The 13828-nt window shown below is 68.5% G+C and carries 18 protein-coding genes; 8 read left to right on the forward strand and 10 right to left on the reverse strand.

Going from position 1 to position 13828, the window contains the following annotated elements; translation table 11 throughout:
* Positions 1 to 22 precede the first annotated feature (22 nt).
* From B3D50_RS03325 to B3D50_RS03335, 3 genes are all read right to left on the reverse strand, one after another.
* Positions 23 to 907, reverse strand: coding sequence for an alpha/beta fold hydrolase (locus tag B3D50_RS03325; protein ID WP_286949407.1), 885 nt, complete (start codon positions 905 to 907; stop codon positions 23 to 25).
* Between the two features lie 305 nt (positions 908 to 1212).
* Entirely contained in the window at positions 1213 to 1818 is a 606-nt protein-coding gene (locus tag B3D50_RS03330; protein ID WP_286949408.1) for a uracil-DNA glycosylase family protein, read from the reverse strand.
* Positions 1802 to 2122, reverse strand: a complete 321-nt coding sequence (locus B3D50_RS03335; protein ID WP_286949409.1) for a DUF3253 domain-containing protein — start codon at positions 2120 to 2122, stop codon at positions 1802 to 1804. The genes B3D50_RS03330 and B3D50_RS03335 overlap by 17 nt, the downstream gene beginning before the upstream one ends.
* A 47-nt stretch (positions 2123 to 2169) precedes the next feature.
* On the opposite strand from B3D50_RS03335, the gene B3D50_RS03340 reads away from it, so the two are divergent.
* Complete coding sequence (locus B3D50_RS03340) at positions 2170 to 2604, forward strand: PaaI family thioesterase (protein WP_003163540.1); 435 nt, start codon at positions 2170 to 2172, stop codon at positions 2602 to 2604.
* Here B3D50_RS03340 and B3D50_RS03345 read toward each other — a convergent pair.
* From B3D50_RS03345 to B3D50_RS03360, 4 genes are all read right to left on the reverse strand, one after another.
* The gene (locus B3D50_RS03345; protein ID WP_286949410.1) at positions 2588 to 3226 is read right to left on the reverse strand and encodes a YoaK family protein; all 639 of its coding nucleotides are present in this window, start codon (positions 3224 to 3226) and stop codon (positions 2588 to 2590) included. The two genes, B3D50_RS03340 and B3D50_RS03345, sit on opposite strands and share 17 nt — an antisense overlap.
* Positions 3227 to 3233: 7 nt before the next feature.
* Positions 3234 to 3851 (reverse strand): glutathione S-transferase family protein, encoded by a 618-nt coding sequence (locus B3D50_RS03350; RefSeq protein WP_286949411.1) that lies wholly within the window; start codon positions 3849 to 3851, stop codon positions 3234 to 3236.
* A 34-nt stretch (positions 3852 to 3885) separates the two neighbouring features.
* Entirely contained in the window at positions 3886 to 5157 is a 1272-nt protein-coding gene (locus B3D50_RS03355) for a NupC/NupG family nucleoside CNT transporter (RefSeq protein ID WP_003163544.1), read from the reverse strand.
* Positions 5158 to 5267: 110 nt separating this feature from the next.
* The gene (locus B3D50_RS03360) at positions 5268 to 6146 is read right to left on the reverse strand and encodes a branched-chain amino acid aminotransferase (protein ID WP_286949412.1); all 879 of its coding nucleotides are present in this window, start codon (positions 6144 to 6146) and stop codon (positions 5268 to 5270) included.
* Between the two features lie 88 nt (positions 6147 to 6234).
* Between B3D50_RS03360 and B3D50_RS03365 the strand changes: the two genes are divergently transcribed.
* From B3D50_RS03365 to B3D50_RS03375, 3 genes are all read left to right on the forward strand, one after another.
* A complete protein-coding gene (locus tag B3D50_RS03365; RefSeq protein WP_003163547.1) occupies positions 6235 to 6966 on the forward strand; it encodes a response regulator in 732 nt (243 codons plus the stop codon).
* 22 nt (positions 6967 to 6988) lie between these two features.
* A complete protein-coding gene (locus tag B3D50_RS03370) occupies positions 6989 to 8347 on the forward strand; it encodes an ATP-binding protein (RefSeq protein ID WP_286949413.1) in 1359 nt (452 codons plus the stop codon).
* An 88-nt stretch (positions 8348 to 8435) separates the two neighbouring features.
* Positions 8436 to 8927: a hypothetical protein gene (locus B3D50_RS03375; protein ID WP_286949414.1), complete on the forward strand. Its 492-nt coding sequence runs from the start codon at positions 8436 to 8438 to the stop codon at positions 8925 to 8927.
* 12 nt (positions 8928 to 8939) lie between these two features.
* Here B3D50_RS03375 and B3D50_RS03380 read toward each other — a convergent pair whose 3' ends face one another.
* The 3 genes from B3D50_RS03380 to B3D50_RS03390 form a co-directional block, all read right to left on the reverse strand.
* Positions 8940 to 9743 (reverse strand): pyrroline-5-carboxylate reductase family protein, encoded by an 804-nt coding sequence (locus B3D50_RS03380; RefSeq protein ID WP_286949415.1) that lies wholly within the window; start codon positions 9741 to 9743, stop codon positions 8940 to 8942.
* Positions 9743 to 10246, reverse strand: a complete 504-nt coding sequence (locus B3D50_RS03385; protein ID WP_004370784.1) for a YbjN domain-containing protein — start codon at positions 10244 to 10246, stop codon at positions 9743 to 9745. The genes B3D50_RS03380 and B3D50_RS03385 overlap by 1 nt, the downstream gene beginning before the upstream one ends.
* A gap of 79 nt (positions 10247 to 10325) precedes the next feature.
* Complete coding sequence (locus tag B3D50_RS03390; protein ID WP_046651628.1) at positions 10326 to 10613, reverse strand: accessory factor UbiK family protein; 288 nt, start codon at positions 10611 to 10613, stop codon at positions 10326 to 10328.
* Positions 10614 to 10792: 179 nt separating this feature from the next.
* On the opposite strand from B3D50_RS03390, the gene lgt reads away from it, so the two are divergent.
* Genes lgt through pgeF form a run of 4 tightly spaced genes read left to right on the forward strand, consistent with a single transcriptional unit; the run spans position 10793 to position 13796 of the window.
* Positions 10793 to 11665, forward strand: coding sequence for a prolipoprotein diacylglyceryl transferase (gene lgt, locus B3D50_RS03395; RefSeq protein ID WP_286949416.1), 873 nt, complete (start codon positions 10793 to 10795; stop codon positions 11663 to 11665).
* Between the two features lie 7 nt (positions 11666 to 11672).
* Positions 11673 to 12746: a class I SAM-dependent methyltransferase gene (locus tag B3D50_RS03400; protein WP_286949417.1), complete on the forward strand. Its 1074-nt coding sequence runs from the start codon at positions 11673 to 11675 to the stop codon at positions 12744 to 12746.
* Positions 12747 to 12780: 34 nt separating this feature from the next.
* Positions 12781 to 13029: a helix-hairpin-helix domain-containing protein gene (locus B3D50_RS03405; RefSeq protein WP_286949418.1), complete on the forward strand. Its 249-nt coding sequence runs from the start codon at positions 12781 to 12783 to the stop codon at positions 13027 to 13029.
* A complete protein-coding gene (gene pgeF, locus B3D50_RS03410) occupies positions 13026 to 13796 on the forward strand; it encodes a peptidoglycan editing factor PgeF (protein ID WP_286949419.1) in 771 nt (256 codons plus the stop codon). Before B3D50_RS03405 ends, pgeF begins: the two co-directional genes overlap by 4 nt.
* The last annotated feature ends 32 nt before the right edge of the window (positions 13797 to 13828 follow it).

Consider the following 13828-nt stretch of genomic DNA (forward strand, 5'->3'; position numbering starts at 1 on the left):
CAATATTCGGGCGGCTCAGACCTCAGCGCGCCTTCGGATCGGCCGCCAGCGCCGACAGCACGGGCGGCGCGCCGGACGGCAGGGGCCGAGTCGGGTCGCGCAGCCAGGCTTCGATGTCGGCGAAGACGATCTCGGCCTGAAGATCGCGATTCAGGATGTGCCAGCCGTCGGCGTAATAGCCCGTCGTCAGGTTCGCCCGTTCGCCCGCCTGTTCCAGGGCGCGGCGCATGGGGCGTTTGGTGATGATCTGATCGTGCGCGCCGTAAAGCAGGAGGGTCGGTTTCTCGACCTGTCCTAGCCGCTGGGTCGCCTTCTCCATCAGATCGACCAGGCCGTAGAGGGAATCGAAGCGCGTCGACAGGATCGACAGGGGGTCGCGGCCGTTGCGGATCAGCTCCAGCGTATTGTCCGAAGCGCGGATGTCGCGCACGGCGAAGGACGGCGGCTCGACCCGCTTGGCGCCCATCAGGCGGGCGGCGGTCCATAGCCCTGCGCGGTTGAAAGCGCTCTGGCTGGACCAGCCCCAGACGCCGGGCGCCAACAGCACCACCCGATCGGCGTCGGGCGGCGCGTCGGAGCCGAAGGCGGCGATGGCTGAGGAGCCGCCCATGCTCTCGCCCGCCACCACGATCAGGGCGTTCGGCCGCTCGGCCCGGACCAGGGCGACGATCGTGCGCAGATCCTGACTGGTCAGGCTTTCGGCCGCGAACTGGCCCCGGTTCGGGGCCAGGCCGAAGCCGCGCTGATCATAGGCCCAGGTCTCGATGCCCCGCTGCGCCCACCACGGCCCGGCGAAGCGGAAAGAGGCGTAGTGGTCGTTGAAGCCGTGCAGGGCGACGATGACGGCCCAGGGCGCCTGGCCTTCCGGACTCCAGCGCAGATAGGGCAGCCGCGCCCCGTCCTGCACCACAAAGGCGCCGCGCCCCAGGGTTCCCGCCTCGATGTGCGGCCCGTTAAACCCGTTGGGCGGCGTCAGCGGCGGCTGGACGTGCGGCGTGGCGCAGGCGGCAAGGAATAGACAGAGGAACGTGACGGCGATGACTCCTCTCCCTTCTCCCCTTGTGGGAGAAGGTGGGCGCCGAAGGCGCTCGGATGAGGGGGCTGTGTCAGCGAGCCGAACGGCCGATGATGAAGGCGCAGCAGGCCGCCCCCCCATCCGTCTCGCTCCGCGAGCCACCTTCTCCCACGAGGGGAGAAGGAAAGACCGATATGTCACGCCAATATCTCCCCTGTCCGCTGTCGAAGGTAGGGCAGAACCTCGGCCTCGAACCACGGGTTTTTCTTCAGCCAGGCTGTATTACGCCATGACGGGTGCGGCAGAGGCAGTATGGCGGGGGCGTAGTCGCGCCAGGCGCGGACCGTCTCGGTCATATTGGCCCTGGCCGCCGCACCCAACGCCCAGGCCTGGGCGTAGCCGCCGACCAGCAACGTCAGTTCGACCTTCGGCAGTTCGGCCAGCAGGCTCGGCCGCCACAGCTCGGCGCAGCGGCGCGGCGGCGGATAGTCGCCGCCCTTGGGGTCCGTACCCGGAAAACAGAAGGCCTGCGCCGCCACGCCGAGGCGCGGATCGCCGTAGAAGGTCGCTTCATCCACCCCCATCCAGTCGCGCAGGCGAACGCCGGACGGGTCGGTGAAGGGCAGGCCGCTTTCGTGCACCCGCCGCCCCGGCGCCTGGCCGCAGATCAACAGGCGCGTCTCAGGCGCGACCATGACCACCGGACGCGGCGTATGGGGCAGCTGCCCCAGGCACGCCCGGCAGGCGCGGATCTCGGCCAGGAGCGCGTCCAGGCCGTTGTCCGGGTCAGTCGAAGTCGTCATCCGAAGCTTCGACCGGCGGCAGGGCCGCCAGGGCTGCAGCCGTCTCGGCCTCGGTCGGCAGGCGCAGGCGAATCACGCCGCGGAAGTTGTTGGGATCGACCGCCTTGCCCTTCTTGGTGATGGTCAGCTTGCCCTGACGCATCAGGCCCAGGGCCGTCGCCTTCACCTTGGGCAGCATCCGTTGCCACTGCTCGGGCTGCAGCTCCTTGGCCACTTCGGCCGGCTCAATGCTCTTGCCGCCGACGTTCTTGGGGTCGGCCTTGGCCAGTTTTTCGAAAATGGCCGCTTCGATTGGATCGCTCATAGGCGCTATATGCTGCACCGCGAGATCGGAAAGAAGGCAAAACCGACATGGCCGAGATAATCACCGTCACCGAGGGCGAGTTCGCCGGTTGGCAGACCTATGACCTGCGCGACACCTTCGACGTGGTGGTGGGGCCCTTCTACGGCAAGCCCGATCCCGACGGGCATATGCGCTGCGCCTTCCGCGCCGAGCAGAAGCACATGAACGCCGGCGGCCGGATGCACGGCGGCTGCCTGATGACCTTCGCCGACATCGCCATGTTCCAGATCGCCTATCAGGAGATGGAGGGAGCGTCGGGCGTCACGGTGCAGCTCGACTCCACCTTCATCGACGGCGCCTATGTAGGCGAACTGATCGAGGCGACCGGCCAGGTGACCAAGGCAGGCAAGAGCCTGATCTTCGTGCGCGGCCAGATCACCACCGGCGAACGGCTGCTGATGACCTTCTCCGGCGTAATCCGGAAGTTCACGCCGCGCGGTTGAACCGTACGCTCAAGGCCAGGGCCATAGCGACGGCGGCCGCCGGCCACAGGGCGGTCAGTCCCAGGCGGCCGTAGACGACCGCGCCCATCAGCGCGCCCCCGGCCAGCCCCGCCCACAACGCCATATAGGGCCGGAACGCCCAGGGGTCGCCGCCGCGCACGGCCGCGGCCAGGGCGTGGCCGGTCTTGATCAGGGTTCCGGTCATATAGGTCAGGCTGACCCCGACCTCGCCGTCGCGCAGGAAGACCGAGTTCTCCACCGCCATGGCCACGACCATCAGGCCGATCGCTAGGGGCGCGATCCCCGCCCCTGCCGCCACGGCGGCCCCGGCCAGCAGCGCCGCCTCGACCGCCAGCACCCGGCTGCGCGAGCGCGCGCCCTCGCCGCCCGCGACCAAGGCCCCGAGCATGGCGCCCAGCACGAACAGCAGCAGGACGCCCGCCACCGCGCCCGCCGCCAGCCACCGTCCCTCGGCCAGACTGACGGCCAGACGGGTGGTGTTGCCGCTCATGAAGGAGACGAACACCCCGCCCAGATGCAGGAATCCCAGGCTGTCGACATAGCCCGCCAGCCCCGCCAGCATCAGAGCCAGCCCGCGATCCGGCGCCGTCAGAGTCCGCAAGGCCGGCTCACATCCCTGCCGCCGCCGCCGGACGGGCGCGGCAGGCCTCTAGCCAGCGAGCCAGATGCGTCAGCTCCTCGGGCGGCCGGTATTTGACCAGGCGGGCGAAATCCAGCCCCACGGCCCCCACGATGTCGGCGATGGTGAAGCGGTCGGCGGCGATGAACTCATGCTCCGCCAGGTGGCGATCCAGCGTCTTCATGAAGCGCTCGGCGCCCAGGCGGTTGTATTCGGCGACCTGCGGCTGGGGCGCCTCCAGCGCGGCCAGGGCCGGGTGGGTGAAGCGCACGTTCAGCATCATCGGATTGGCCAGATACATCTCGCACCGGCGCATCCACATCTCGATGACGGCCTGCTCCTTCGGATCGCAGCCGAACAGGTTCGGCTCTGGATGCAGGGCCTCCAGATAGCGGCAGATGGCGATGGATTCTGTCAGACAGGTTCCGTCGTCCAGTTCCAGCGCCGGAACGTGCGGCACGCCGAACTTGGCGCGATAGGCCACGGTGCGGTGCTCGCCCGCCAGCAGCTCGATCTCGACCTGCTCGACGTCGGTCACGCCCTTTTCCGCCATGACCCAGCGGACGCGGCGCGGATTCGGCGCGCGACGGCTTTCATAGAGCTTCATCAGAGGGTTCCCTTCGGCTGCCCTCGGAACGCTACTAGGCGAAGACGGCGGCGGGCAAGGCCCCGACGATGCAGGCCGTCATCAGGGTCGCCAGGAAGCCCGCCAGCAGCGCCTTCCACACCATGCCCAGCACCTCCTCGCGGCGTTCGGGCATCAGCACCGACAGGCCGGTGACGGTGATGCCGACCGAGCCGATGTTGGCGAAGCCGCACAGGGCGTAGGTCATCAGCATCCGCGTGCGCTCGCTCATCTCGGCGACGGGCACCTTGCCCAGCTCGATGAAGGCGACGAACTCGGTCAGGGTCAGCTTGACCCCCAGCAGCCAGCCCGCCTTCTGGGCGTCGGCCCATTCCACGCCGGTCAGCCAGGCCACGGGGGCGAACAGCACGCCCAGGATGCGCTCGATCGTCAGCGGCTCTCCGGCGATGACGAAGCCGCCCAGGATGACGTTGGCCAGGGCCACCAAAGCCACAAAGACGATCAGCACGGCCGAGATGTTCAGCACCACCATCAGGCCGTCGGACGTGCCCTTGACGATGGCGTCGACGGCGCTGTCGTACTTCAGCGCCGAGTTGTAGTCGGCGACCGCCCCGCCCTCGCCCGGCTTTTCCGGAATGATGACGCGGGCCAGCAGGATGCCGGCGGGCGCCGAGACGATGGAGGCCACCAGGACGTGGCCCGCCGCATTGGTCAGCACCGGCGACAGAATGGTCGCATAGGCCACCATGGTCGAGCCGGCGACCGTGGCCAGACCGACCACCATCATCAGGAAGACCTCGGACCGGCTCAGCTTGTCCAGATAGGCGCGAATGACGATCGGGCTTTCGATCATGCCCAGGAAGACGTTGGCCGCCACCGCCAGGGCCGAGGCGCCGCCCAGCCCCATGGTCCGCTGGAACAGGAAGCCGAAGCCGAGCGTGATCCACTTCAGTATCTTCCAGTGCCACAGCAGGGCCGACAGGGCCGAGATCACCAGGATCAGCGGCAGCACATTGAAGGCGAAGGTGAACAGGGCGCCCTCATTGGCCACGGCGTAGGGCTGATCCCCGCCCGCCAGATAGCCGAAGACGAAGCGTGTCCCCTCCGCAGTCGCCAGCTCCAGCCCCTTCACCGCATTGTTGATGCCGTCCAGCACCACCTGCGAGCCGGGAATGGCGAAGGTCGCCAGCACCAGCGCCGCCTGCACCAGCACCGCCCCGATCGCCAGCCGCCACGGAAAGGCGCGACGGTTCTCGGAGATCGCCCAGCAGACGGCGACGATGACGACCAGGCCGAACAGGCTCTGGAGGTTCAGGAGGCTGAACATGGAAAGGCGGCTCCGCGACCGGCGCTATGGAGCCGGCTTCTTCAGTGCGCATCAACGACAGCAGAACGCCGCTGGCAAGGGGGACGACGAAACTCGTCGATGGAAGCCGCCTAGAGTTGGCCGCGCACCAGCTTGCCATAGTCGTCCATCAGGCTCAGCGACAGCGCGCCCGGCGTGAAGCGATAGTCGCCGACCTGGCCCACCGGCGTCACCTCGGCGGCCGAGCCGGTCAGGAAGCATTCGGAGAAATCGCCCAGCTCTTCCGGCAGGATGTCGCGGACAATGACCTCGATCCCGCGCGCCTGGGCCATTTCGATGACGGTCTGACGGGTGATGCCGTTCAGGATGTGATCGACACGCGGCGTGTGCAGGACGCCGTTCCGGACGAAGAAAACGTTGGCGCCGGTCGCCTCGGCCACATAGCCGCGCCAGTCCAGCATCAGGGCGTCGGCGAAGCCGCGCTTCTCGGCCGCCGTCTTGGACATGGTGCAGATCATGTAGAGGCCGGCCGCCTTGGCCGTCGACGGGGCCGTAGCCGGGTCGGGACGGCGCCACTTGGCCCACTCCAGGGCGATGCCCTTCTTCTTGACCTCGGGGTCGAAATAGCTGGGCCACTCCCAGGCGGCGATGGCCAGATGAACCTTGCTGTTCCTGGCCGAAACGCTGAGCTGTTCCGGCCCCAGATAGGCGACGGGGCGGATATAGCAGTCGATCAGGCCGTTGCGCGCGCAGGTTTCCTTGCAGGCGGCGTCGATCTCGGCCACGCTATAGGGAATCTCGAAGTCGAGCAGCTCGGCGGAGCGCTTCAGGCGTTCGCTGTGCGCGGTCAGCTTGAAGATTTCACCGCCATACATACGCTCACCCTCGAACACCGACGAGCCGTAGTGAAGGCCATGGGTCAGAACGTGCGTTTTCGCCTCCCGCCAGGGGACGAATTCTCCGTCAAACCAGATCCATCCGTCACGATCGTCGAAAGGAACGAAGGCCATTGAAAAACATCTCCCGCGCAAGATATTTATTTAGACGCCCGTCGCACGCCCGCGTCAACGGCGCCTCGCGAGGAGATTCGCAGTGAGCATGATCGAGCCTCGCGCCAACGGCCGGTCCGGCCCCATCGCGCCCGCCGGCAGCGGACGGCACATCCTGGTCGTCGACGACGACGACCGCATCCGCGAACTGCTCAAGGAATTCCTGAGCCGCGAGGGCTATCGCGTCACCGGCGCCGCCCATGCGGGCGCGGCGCGGCGCATGGTCGAACTGATCGAGTTCGACCTGATCGTGCTGGACGTGATGATGCCGGGCGAAAGCGGCTTCGACCTGACCACCTGGATTCGCAGCCAGGCGGCCCTGTCCAAGACGCCGGTGCTGCTGCTGACGGCCAAGGGCGACCCGGACGACCGGATCGAGGGCCTGTCGCGCGGCGCCGACGACTATATGTCCAAGCCCTTTGACCCGCGCGAGCTGTCGCTGCGGATCGAGGCCATCCTGCGCCGCACCGGCGGCAAGCTGATGACGCCCAAGGAGATCCGCATGGGCCCCGCCGTCTTCGACATGGAGCGGCTGGAGTTGACGCGCGACGGCGAACTGCAACGCCTCACCGAGGCCGAGGCGCAACTGCTCAAGACCCTGGCCATCCACGCCCATTCGCCGGTCGAGCGCATGACCCTGTCGCCCGACACGGCCGATGTGACCGGCCGCGCCGTGGACGTGCAGGTGACGCGCCTGCGCCGCAAGCTGGAGGCGGACCCCAAGAATCCGCGCTACCTCCAGACGGTGCGCGGCGTCGGCTATATGCTGGCGCCGGACTGACGACAGGACCGGAACGCTCCTCATGCGGCTGATGCCGTTCAACGTCTGGACGCGGTGGATCAAGCGTCGGCTGCCGACCTCGCTGTGGGGCCGGTCGCTGCTGATCATCGTCCTGCCGGTGCTGATCATGCAGGCGGCGGTGACATGGGCCTTCTTCGACGCCCACTGGCAGGCGGTGACGGCGCGCCTGTCCGAGGGTCTGGCCGGCGACGTGGCCTGGGCGGCCGAAAGCTATCGCGACGATCCCTCGCCCCAGAACCTGGCCCTGATCTCCGAGCGCGCTGAACGATCGATGCAGTTGTCCATCGCCTTCCAGCCCGCCGCCTCCCTGCCCGACGAAGAACGGCGCGGCGCCCTGGGCCTTGTCGACCGGACGCTCGAGAAAGCCTTGGCCTCGCGGCTGGACCAGCCCTTCTGGTTCGACACCACCCGCTACCCCGCCTATGTCGACATCCGGGTGCAGGAGGCCGACGGCGTGCTGCGCGTCATCGCCCCGCGTGAACGGGCCGTGGCGACCCAGGCCCACATCTTCGTCCTGTGGCTGATGATCGCCACCATCCTTTTGCTGGGCGTGGCGGTGCTGTTCATCCGCAACCAGGTGCGCGCAATCGAGCGCCTGGCGTCGGCCGCCGAGGCTTTCGGACGGGGCGAGAGCGTGCCCCGCTTCAAACCGCACGGCGCGCGCGAGGTACGGGCCGCCGCCACAGCCTTCCTGGACATGCGTTCGCGCATCCAGCGCCACATCGACCAGCGCACGGCCCTGCTGGCCTCGGTCAGCCATGACCTGCGCACGCCCCTGACCCGCCTGCGTCTCGAACTGGCCCTGGCCCCGCCGTTCAAGCGCGCCGAGGCGATGAAGGGCGACCTGGACGAGATGGAGCACATGATCGACGAATACCTCGCCTTCGCGCGCGGCGAGGCGGGCGAGGCGATGCAGACGATCTCCGTACCCGAAATGCTGCGTCGCGCCGCCGAGGACGCCGCTCGCTCCGGCGCCGTGGCCGAAGTCGAGACCCCAGACGATCTCAACATGCTGGCCCGCCCCCTGGCCTTCCGTCGGGCGATCAACAATCTGGTCGGCAACGCCGCCTCGCACGGCGAAAAGGTGCGGCTGTCGGCCCGCCCCCTGCCCTCCGGCGGACTGGAGATCGTGGTCGAGGACGACGGCCCCGGCATTCCCGACGACATGCACGAAGAAGCCTTCCGCCCCTTCTCGCGGCTGGACGCCTCGCGCAATCAGAACCGCAAGGGGGTGGGTCTGGGCCTGGCCGTGGCGCGGGACGTGGCGCGCAGCCACGGCGGCGACATCATCCTGGGCCGCAGCGACCTGGGCGGGCTGAAGGCGTCCATCCGGCTGCCGGCGGATCGTCGCGCCGCCTAGATCTTTGCTTCGCGCCCCTAGCGGAACCGTAAAATCGTCGCCATCTTGTCCTGTGTTCCAGGGGGGCCTGGAATCAGGAGCCCGTACTATGCGTCGTATCGCTTTTCTTGCGCCGCTCGCCGCCGCCCTCGCCATTTCCGGCGCCGCTGCGGCCCAACCCTCGGCCGTCGTCGTGACGGTCAGCCCCGACTTCGCCCAAACCGCCCAAGAACTGGGCGAACGCGACGTCCAGCAACAGGTCAGCGACCTGACCCGCACTGTCGAGCGGGTGCTGACGGATCGTCACGCCCTGGACGGCGCTCGCGTCGAACTGGTCATCACCGACCTGAAGCCCAACCGCCCGACGATGCAGCAACTGTCAGACAAGCCGGGCCTGGATTCCATGCGCAGCCTGTCGATCGGCGGTGCCGCGGTGGAAGGGTCCGTGACCATGGCCTCGGGCGAGGTCCAGCCGGTCAAGTTCGACTACTACACCCCGACCCTGGCCGATGCGCGCGGTTCGACGACCTGGACCGACGCCCAGCGCGCCTATGACCGCCTGGCCCGCAACCTGGCCGAGGGTCGTTTCGTCAAACGCTGAAGCGCCTGACGATCAGCCGCTGAGTTCAGTGGACTTGGCGACCGCCGCCTTCACGGCGCTTTCGACAGAACGGTCGAGGGCGCCGTTTTCATTGAGGGCGACCAGACCGGCCTGCGTCACCCCGCCGGGCGAGGCCACGCGGTCGATCAGGGCGTTCAGAGCCTCGTCGCCCTCCACGCCCGCCGCAGCCGAACGCAGGGTGGCGCGCGCCAGACGGGCGGCGGCCTCGGGCGACAGGCCTTCCGCCTCTCCAGCCTCGGCCAGGGCGCGCGTGAAGGCGAAGAAATAGGCCGGTCCGCAGCCCGACACCGCCGTCGCCGCGTGCATCAGCTTTTCGTCATCGAGCAGGACCGTCTCAGCGATCGGCTCAAACAACTCGCGCCCAACCGCCAGGGCCTCCGCCTCCGCCGCCCACAACGTCGCCACGCCGCGCGCCTGGGCCACGCCGGTCGTCGGCATGACGCGCACGACGGGGCGGCCGTCGTAGCCGTTAGAGATCGTCTCGCCGCGCACCCCGGCCATGACCGAGACGATCACGGCGTCCGCCGCCAGATGCGGCAGGACGGCCTGCGCGGCCTCCAGCCATTTGGCGGGCTTCACCCCGATGACGAAGGCGCGGGCGTCGGCCAGCGCTTCCAGCGGCGGATTGATCCGTGCGCCCCTCGCCCGCGCCGCCTCGGCGACCGGCTTTTCGGACGGCGTCAGGATGATCAGATCGGCCGGATCGACGGCGCCCGTCGCCAGCCAGCCTTCCAGAATGGCCGAGCCCAGGCGTCCCACGCCCTGAAGCACGACCGGACGTCCCGAACCGCTCATCAGGCGTTGCCCACGGTCTCGAACAGGCAGGCGTCGATCGCCTCCTTCGGCTTCTTGGAGCCGCGCACCATGAAGTCGAAGGCCGGATAATAACGGTCCGCCGCCTCGACCGCCGCGTCGATCATGGACGCGGCCTGGGCCAGGGTCGGCCGTTCGGTGTGCGGCAGGGCCAGGGCGTGGCGGAAGACGATCTCGCCCTCGTCCGGCCAGATCTCGAAATGGCCCAGCCAGGTGCGCTGGTTGATCATGGAGACCAGTTCATAGGCCGCCGCGCGGCGCGTCTTGGCCACCCGCAGGTCCAGCGCCAGGCACAGCTGAAGGCAGTCGCCCTCGGGCCGCCAGGCGAACCACAGCTCATAGTCCTTCCAGTCGCCGGCCAGGGCGAAGGCCAGATCGCCCTCGTCCGTGCGGTCGAACGGCAGGTTCTCCGCCGTCAGGACGTGTTCGACCACATCCAGCGGATCAAAGGGCAGGTCGACCTCTTCGGGTCTCACAGCATCCATCAGGCGTTCAACTTCTTCAGCAGCGGCAGCGACTCAAGTGAGCGCTTTCGAGGACGGTAGGCGTGTTCGCAGATTCGGCTCAACCGGCTGAATCCGGGGTCGAAGCCGCGTCTGTGGACGATCCCTTGGCGGCCTTCTTCGGGGCGGGGGCCGCAGCCTTCAGCGCCGCGATCTCGGCGCGCAGGGCGGCGATCTCGTCCTTCAGCACATCGAACTCGTCGCGACGGACCAGATCCATTTCAGCGACGAAGCGGTCGGCCTGGGCGCGCCAGGCGGCCTTGGCCTCTTCACCCGCGGCCTGGGCCAGGCCCATGGCGCCGGTGGTCAGCTTGGCGAACTCATCAAGGAGGGGATTGCGCGTCTGCATGGCGGCCTCTTGAGAACTCTCGGACCATCGGCCCGAACGTGGTTAACGGTGCATTGATTTGGGTAAACCAAATCTTACCTGCCTGCGGCCTATAGACTGCTTCGCGGGAAAAGCGCGCGACGAATGTAGTCCCGCTTGCTAGACGATGGACAACTTCTGAAGGCGCAGACGGAGGCCCCGTGCCCTTTCCCGAATTCGACCCTGTCCTGATCCACCTCGGCCCCCTGCCCATCCGCTGGTACGCCCTGGCCTATGTCGCCGGCATCGTCCTGGGCTGGTGGTACGCCTCGCGTCTGGCCAAGACCGAGCGGCTGTGGGCGCCGGGCAAGTCGCCGGTGAATGGCCAGCAGTTGGACGACCTGGTTCTGTGGATCACGCTGGGCGTCATCCTGGGCGGTCGTTTCGGCTACGCCCTCTTCTACAAGCCGGAGATGTTCGCCCAGTTGTTCACCGGAGACAGCTGGGGCGAGCGGCTGGAGCTGCTGCAGCTGTGGACCGGCGGGATGAGCTTCCACGGCGGCTTCCTGGGCGTCGTCATCGCCATCACCCTCTACGCCCGTCGCCAACAGGTGAACCCGCTCAGCCTGGGCGACCTGATCGCCCCGGTCGCACCGCTGGGTCTGTTCTTCGGCCGCATCGCCAACTTCATCAACGGCGAGCTGTGGGGCCGCGAGACGACAGTTCCCTGGGCCATCCGCTTCTGCAACGAACGCATCCAGCAGATGTACGGCTTCTGCCCCGCCGGCAACGAGCCGCGCCACCCCAGCCAACTGTATGAGGCGGGCCTGGAGGGCCTGCTGCTGTTCGTCATCCTGTCGCTGGCGATCTGGAAGTGGCGGATGCTCAAGCGTCCGGGCTTCGTCACCGGCCTGTTCCTGCTGGGCTACGGCGTCTGCCGCGCCGCGCTGGAGAACGTGCGTCAGCCCGACGCCGGGCTGGAGAACCTGCCGCTGGGTCTGACCATGGGCATGATCCTGTCGATCCCGATGATGCTGGTCGGCGCCTGGCTGATCTGGCGGGCGCTGAAGAAGCCGGCCGTCACGGAGGCGTAAGACCATCATGGCGGAGACGCTCAAGGACCGCCTGGTCCGCGAGATCGTGCTGACCGGGCCGATGACGGTGGCGGACTACGTCACCCGCTGCCTGCACGACCCCAAGGGCGGCTATTACGCCACTCGCCCCGCGCTGGGCGAGTGGGGCGACTTCATCACCGCCCCCATGGTCAGCCAGATGTTCGGCGAACTGATCGGCCTGTGGGCGGTCGAGACTTGGACCCGTCTCGGCGCGCCCGAGCGTGTGCGGCTGGTCGAGGTCGGGCCGGGCGACGGCACGCTGATGTCCGACGTTCTGCGCGCGGCGCGGCTGGTCCCCGGCTTCCTGCAGGCGGTCGACCTGATCCTGATCGAACCCAGCGCCCCCTTGCGCGCCGAACAGGCCCGGCGGCTGGCCGACGCGGATGTCCATCCGCGCTGGCTCAGCGCCCTGCACAAGATCGAGACCGACGCCCCGGTCATCCTGATCGCCAACGAGGTGCTGGACTGCCTGCCCGCGCGCCAGTTCATCAAGACCGAGGGTGGCTGGGCCGAGCGTCGCATCGGCGTCACCGACGACAACGAGCTGACCTTCGGCCTGACCGCCATCGCCGACGGCTTCGAGGCGCCGAGCTTTGACGTCGAACCGGGCCAGATCATCGAGATTTCCGAACAGCAGGCCGCCTTCGGCCGCGATCTGGCCAGCCTGATCCGCGCCGCATCCGGCGCCGCCCTGCTGATCGACTACGGCCGCAGCAAACCCGAGGCGGGCGACACGCTTCAGGCCCTGCGGCGGCACCAGAAGGTCGATCCCTTGTCCACGCCGGGCGAGGCCGACCTGACGCAATGGGCCGACTTCCCCCTAGTGCTGGAGGCCGCCGTGCGCGGCGGCGCCGACGTCACCGGCTGCGTCGGCCAAGGCGCCTTCCTGAAGGCGCTGGGGATCGAAGCCCGCGCCCAGCGGTTGATGCAGGGACGCCCCGAAGCCGCCCCGGTCATCCAGCGCCAACTGGATCGCCTGACCGCGCCGGACCAGATGGGCGAACTGTTCAAGGCGGCGGCGATCTTCTCGCCCCGTTCACTGGCCCTGCCGGGCTTCTGACGCGGCCCGCCCAAGGATGGAGGCTGATGCGGCCATGACCTTCACCGAGCATGAGCGCCAGATCCTGCTGGCGACCAAGGGCGTCGGCCCCAAGGTGATCCAGCGGCTGGAGGAACTGGGCGTCGGCGGCTTCGCCCGTCTGGCCCAGGCGGATGCGGCCGTCGTCTGCGCCGGAGCCGCCGCCAGCGTCGGCTCGACCTGCTGGAAGAACAGCCCCCAGGCGCGCAAGGCCGTTCAGGCCGCCATCGACGCCGCCCGTTTCGAACTGGAGGGCGCCGCATGAGCCTGAACCCGATCACCCATCCGCTGCTGACCAGGGCCGGGGTGCGCCACGGCTTCTTCACGCGCGCGGGCGGCGTATCGGACGGCATCTACGCCGGATTGAACGCGGGCGTCGGCTCCAAGGACGACCCGGCCCATGTCGCCGAGAACCGCCGCCGCGTCGCCGAGTGGATGGGCGGCGCCGCCGACGACCTGTGCGGCTGCTATCAGGTCCACTCCGCCGTCGCCCGCGTGGCCGAAAGCGGCTGGGCCGGAGAACGCCCCGAGGGCGACGCCGTGGTCGCGGGCGTGAAGGGGCCCGTGCTGACCGTCCTGACCGCCGACTGCGCCCCCGTCCTGTTCGCCGACGCCGAAGCGGGCGTGGTCGGCGCCGCCCACGCAGGCTGGAAGGGCGCCCTGGGCGGCGTCATCCACTCGACCGTCACGGCCATGCAGGCCCTGGGCGCCGAGCCGTCGCGCGTCGTCGCCGTCGTCGGCCCCTGCATCGCTCAAAGCTCATACGAAGTCGGTGCCGACTATCAGGACCGCTTCGCCCACCACGATCCCGGCAGCGAACGCTTCTTCGCCCCCGGCGCGGCCGACGACAAACGCCAGTTCGACCTGCCCGGCTTCGTCCTGTGGCGACTGGAGCAGGCGGGCGTCGGCGAGGCCGCCTGGACCGGCGACGACACCCGCATGGATGCAGAGCGCTTCTACTCGAACCGCCGCGCCTATCTGGCGGGCGAACCGGACTTCGGCCGGTTGATCTCAGCAATCACCCTCACCTGACCCTTCTCCCCTTGTGGGAGAAGGTGGGCGCC

It is taken from the genome of Brevundimonas sp. UBA7507, from assembly GCF_002478355.1.
Classification (GTDB): domain Bacteria; phylum Pseudomonadota; class Alphaproteobacteria; order Caulobacterales; family Caulobacteraceae; genus Brevundimonas; species Brevundimonas diminuta_D.

Bases quoted from the DNA above. Each gene is read 5' to 3' on its own strand.
- B3D50_RS03330 (WP_286949408.1), bottom strand. From the start codon at position 1,818: ATGACGACTTCGACTGACCCGGACAACGGCCTGGACGCGCTCCTGGCC.
- B3D50_RS03335 (WP_286949409.1), bottom strand. From the start codon at position 2,122: ATGAGCGATCCAATCGAAGCGGCCATTTTCGAAAAACTGGCCAAGGCC.
- B3D50_RS03340 (WP_003163540.1), top strand. From the start codon at position 2,170: ATGGCCGAGATAATCACCGTCACCGAGGGCGAGTTCGCCGGTTGGCAG.
- B3D50_RS03350 (WP_286949411.1), bottom strand. From the start codon at position 3,851: ATGAAGCTCTATGAAAGCCGTCGCGCGCCGAATCCGCGCCGCGTCCGC.
- B3D50_RS03355 (WP_003163544.1), bottom strand. From the start codon at position 5,157: ATGTTCAGCCTCCTGAACCTCCAGAGCCTGTTCGGCCTGGTCGTCATC.
- B3D50_RS03360 (WP_286949412.1), bottom strand. From the start codon at position 6,146: ATGGCCTTCGTTCCTTTCGACGATCGTGACGGATGGATCTGGTTTGAC.
- B3D50_RS03365 (WP_003163547.1), top strand. From the start codon at position 6,235: ATGATCGAGCCTCGCGCCAACGGCCGGTCCGGCCCCATCGCGCCCGCC.
- B3D50_RS03370 (WP_286949413.1), top strand. From the start codon at position 6,989: ATGCGGCTGATGCCGTTCAACGTCTGGACGCGGTGGATCAAGCGTCGG.
- B3D50_RS03375 (WP_286949414.1), top strand. From the start codon at position 8,436: ATGCGTCGTATCGCTTTTCTTGCGCCGCTCGCCGCCGCCCTCGCCATT.
- B3D50_RS03380 (WP_286949415.1), bottom strand. From the start codon at position 9,743: ATGAGCGGTTCGGGACGTCCGGTCGTGCTTCAGGGCGTGGGACGCCTG.
- B3D50_RS03385 (WP_004370784.1), bottom strand. From the start codon at position 10,246: ATGGATGCTGTGAGACCCGAAGAGGTCGACCTGCCCTTTGATCCGCTG.
- B3D50_RS03390 (WP_046651628.1), bottom strand. From the start codon at position 10,613: ATGCAGACGCGCAATCCCCTCCTTGATGAGTTCGCCAAGCTGACCACC.
- B3D50_RS03400 (WP_286949417.1), top strand. From the start codon at position 11,673: ATGGCGGAGACGCTCAAGGACCGCCTGGTCCGCGAGATCGTGCTGACC.
- B3D50_RS03405 (WP_286949418.1), top strand. From the start codon at position 12,781: ATGACCTTCACCGAGCATGAGCGCCAGATCCTGCTGGCGACCAAGGGC.
- pgeF (WP_286949419.1), top strand. From the start codon at position 13,026: ATGAGCCTGAACCCGATCACCCATCCGCTGCTGACCAGGGCCGGGGTG.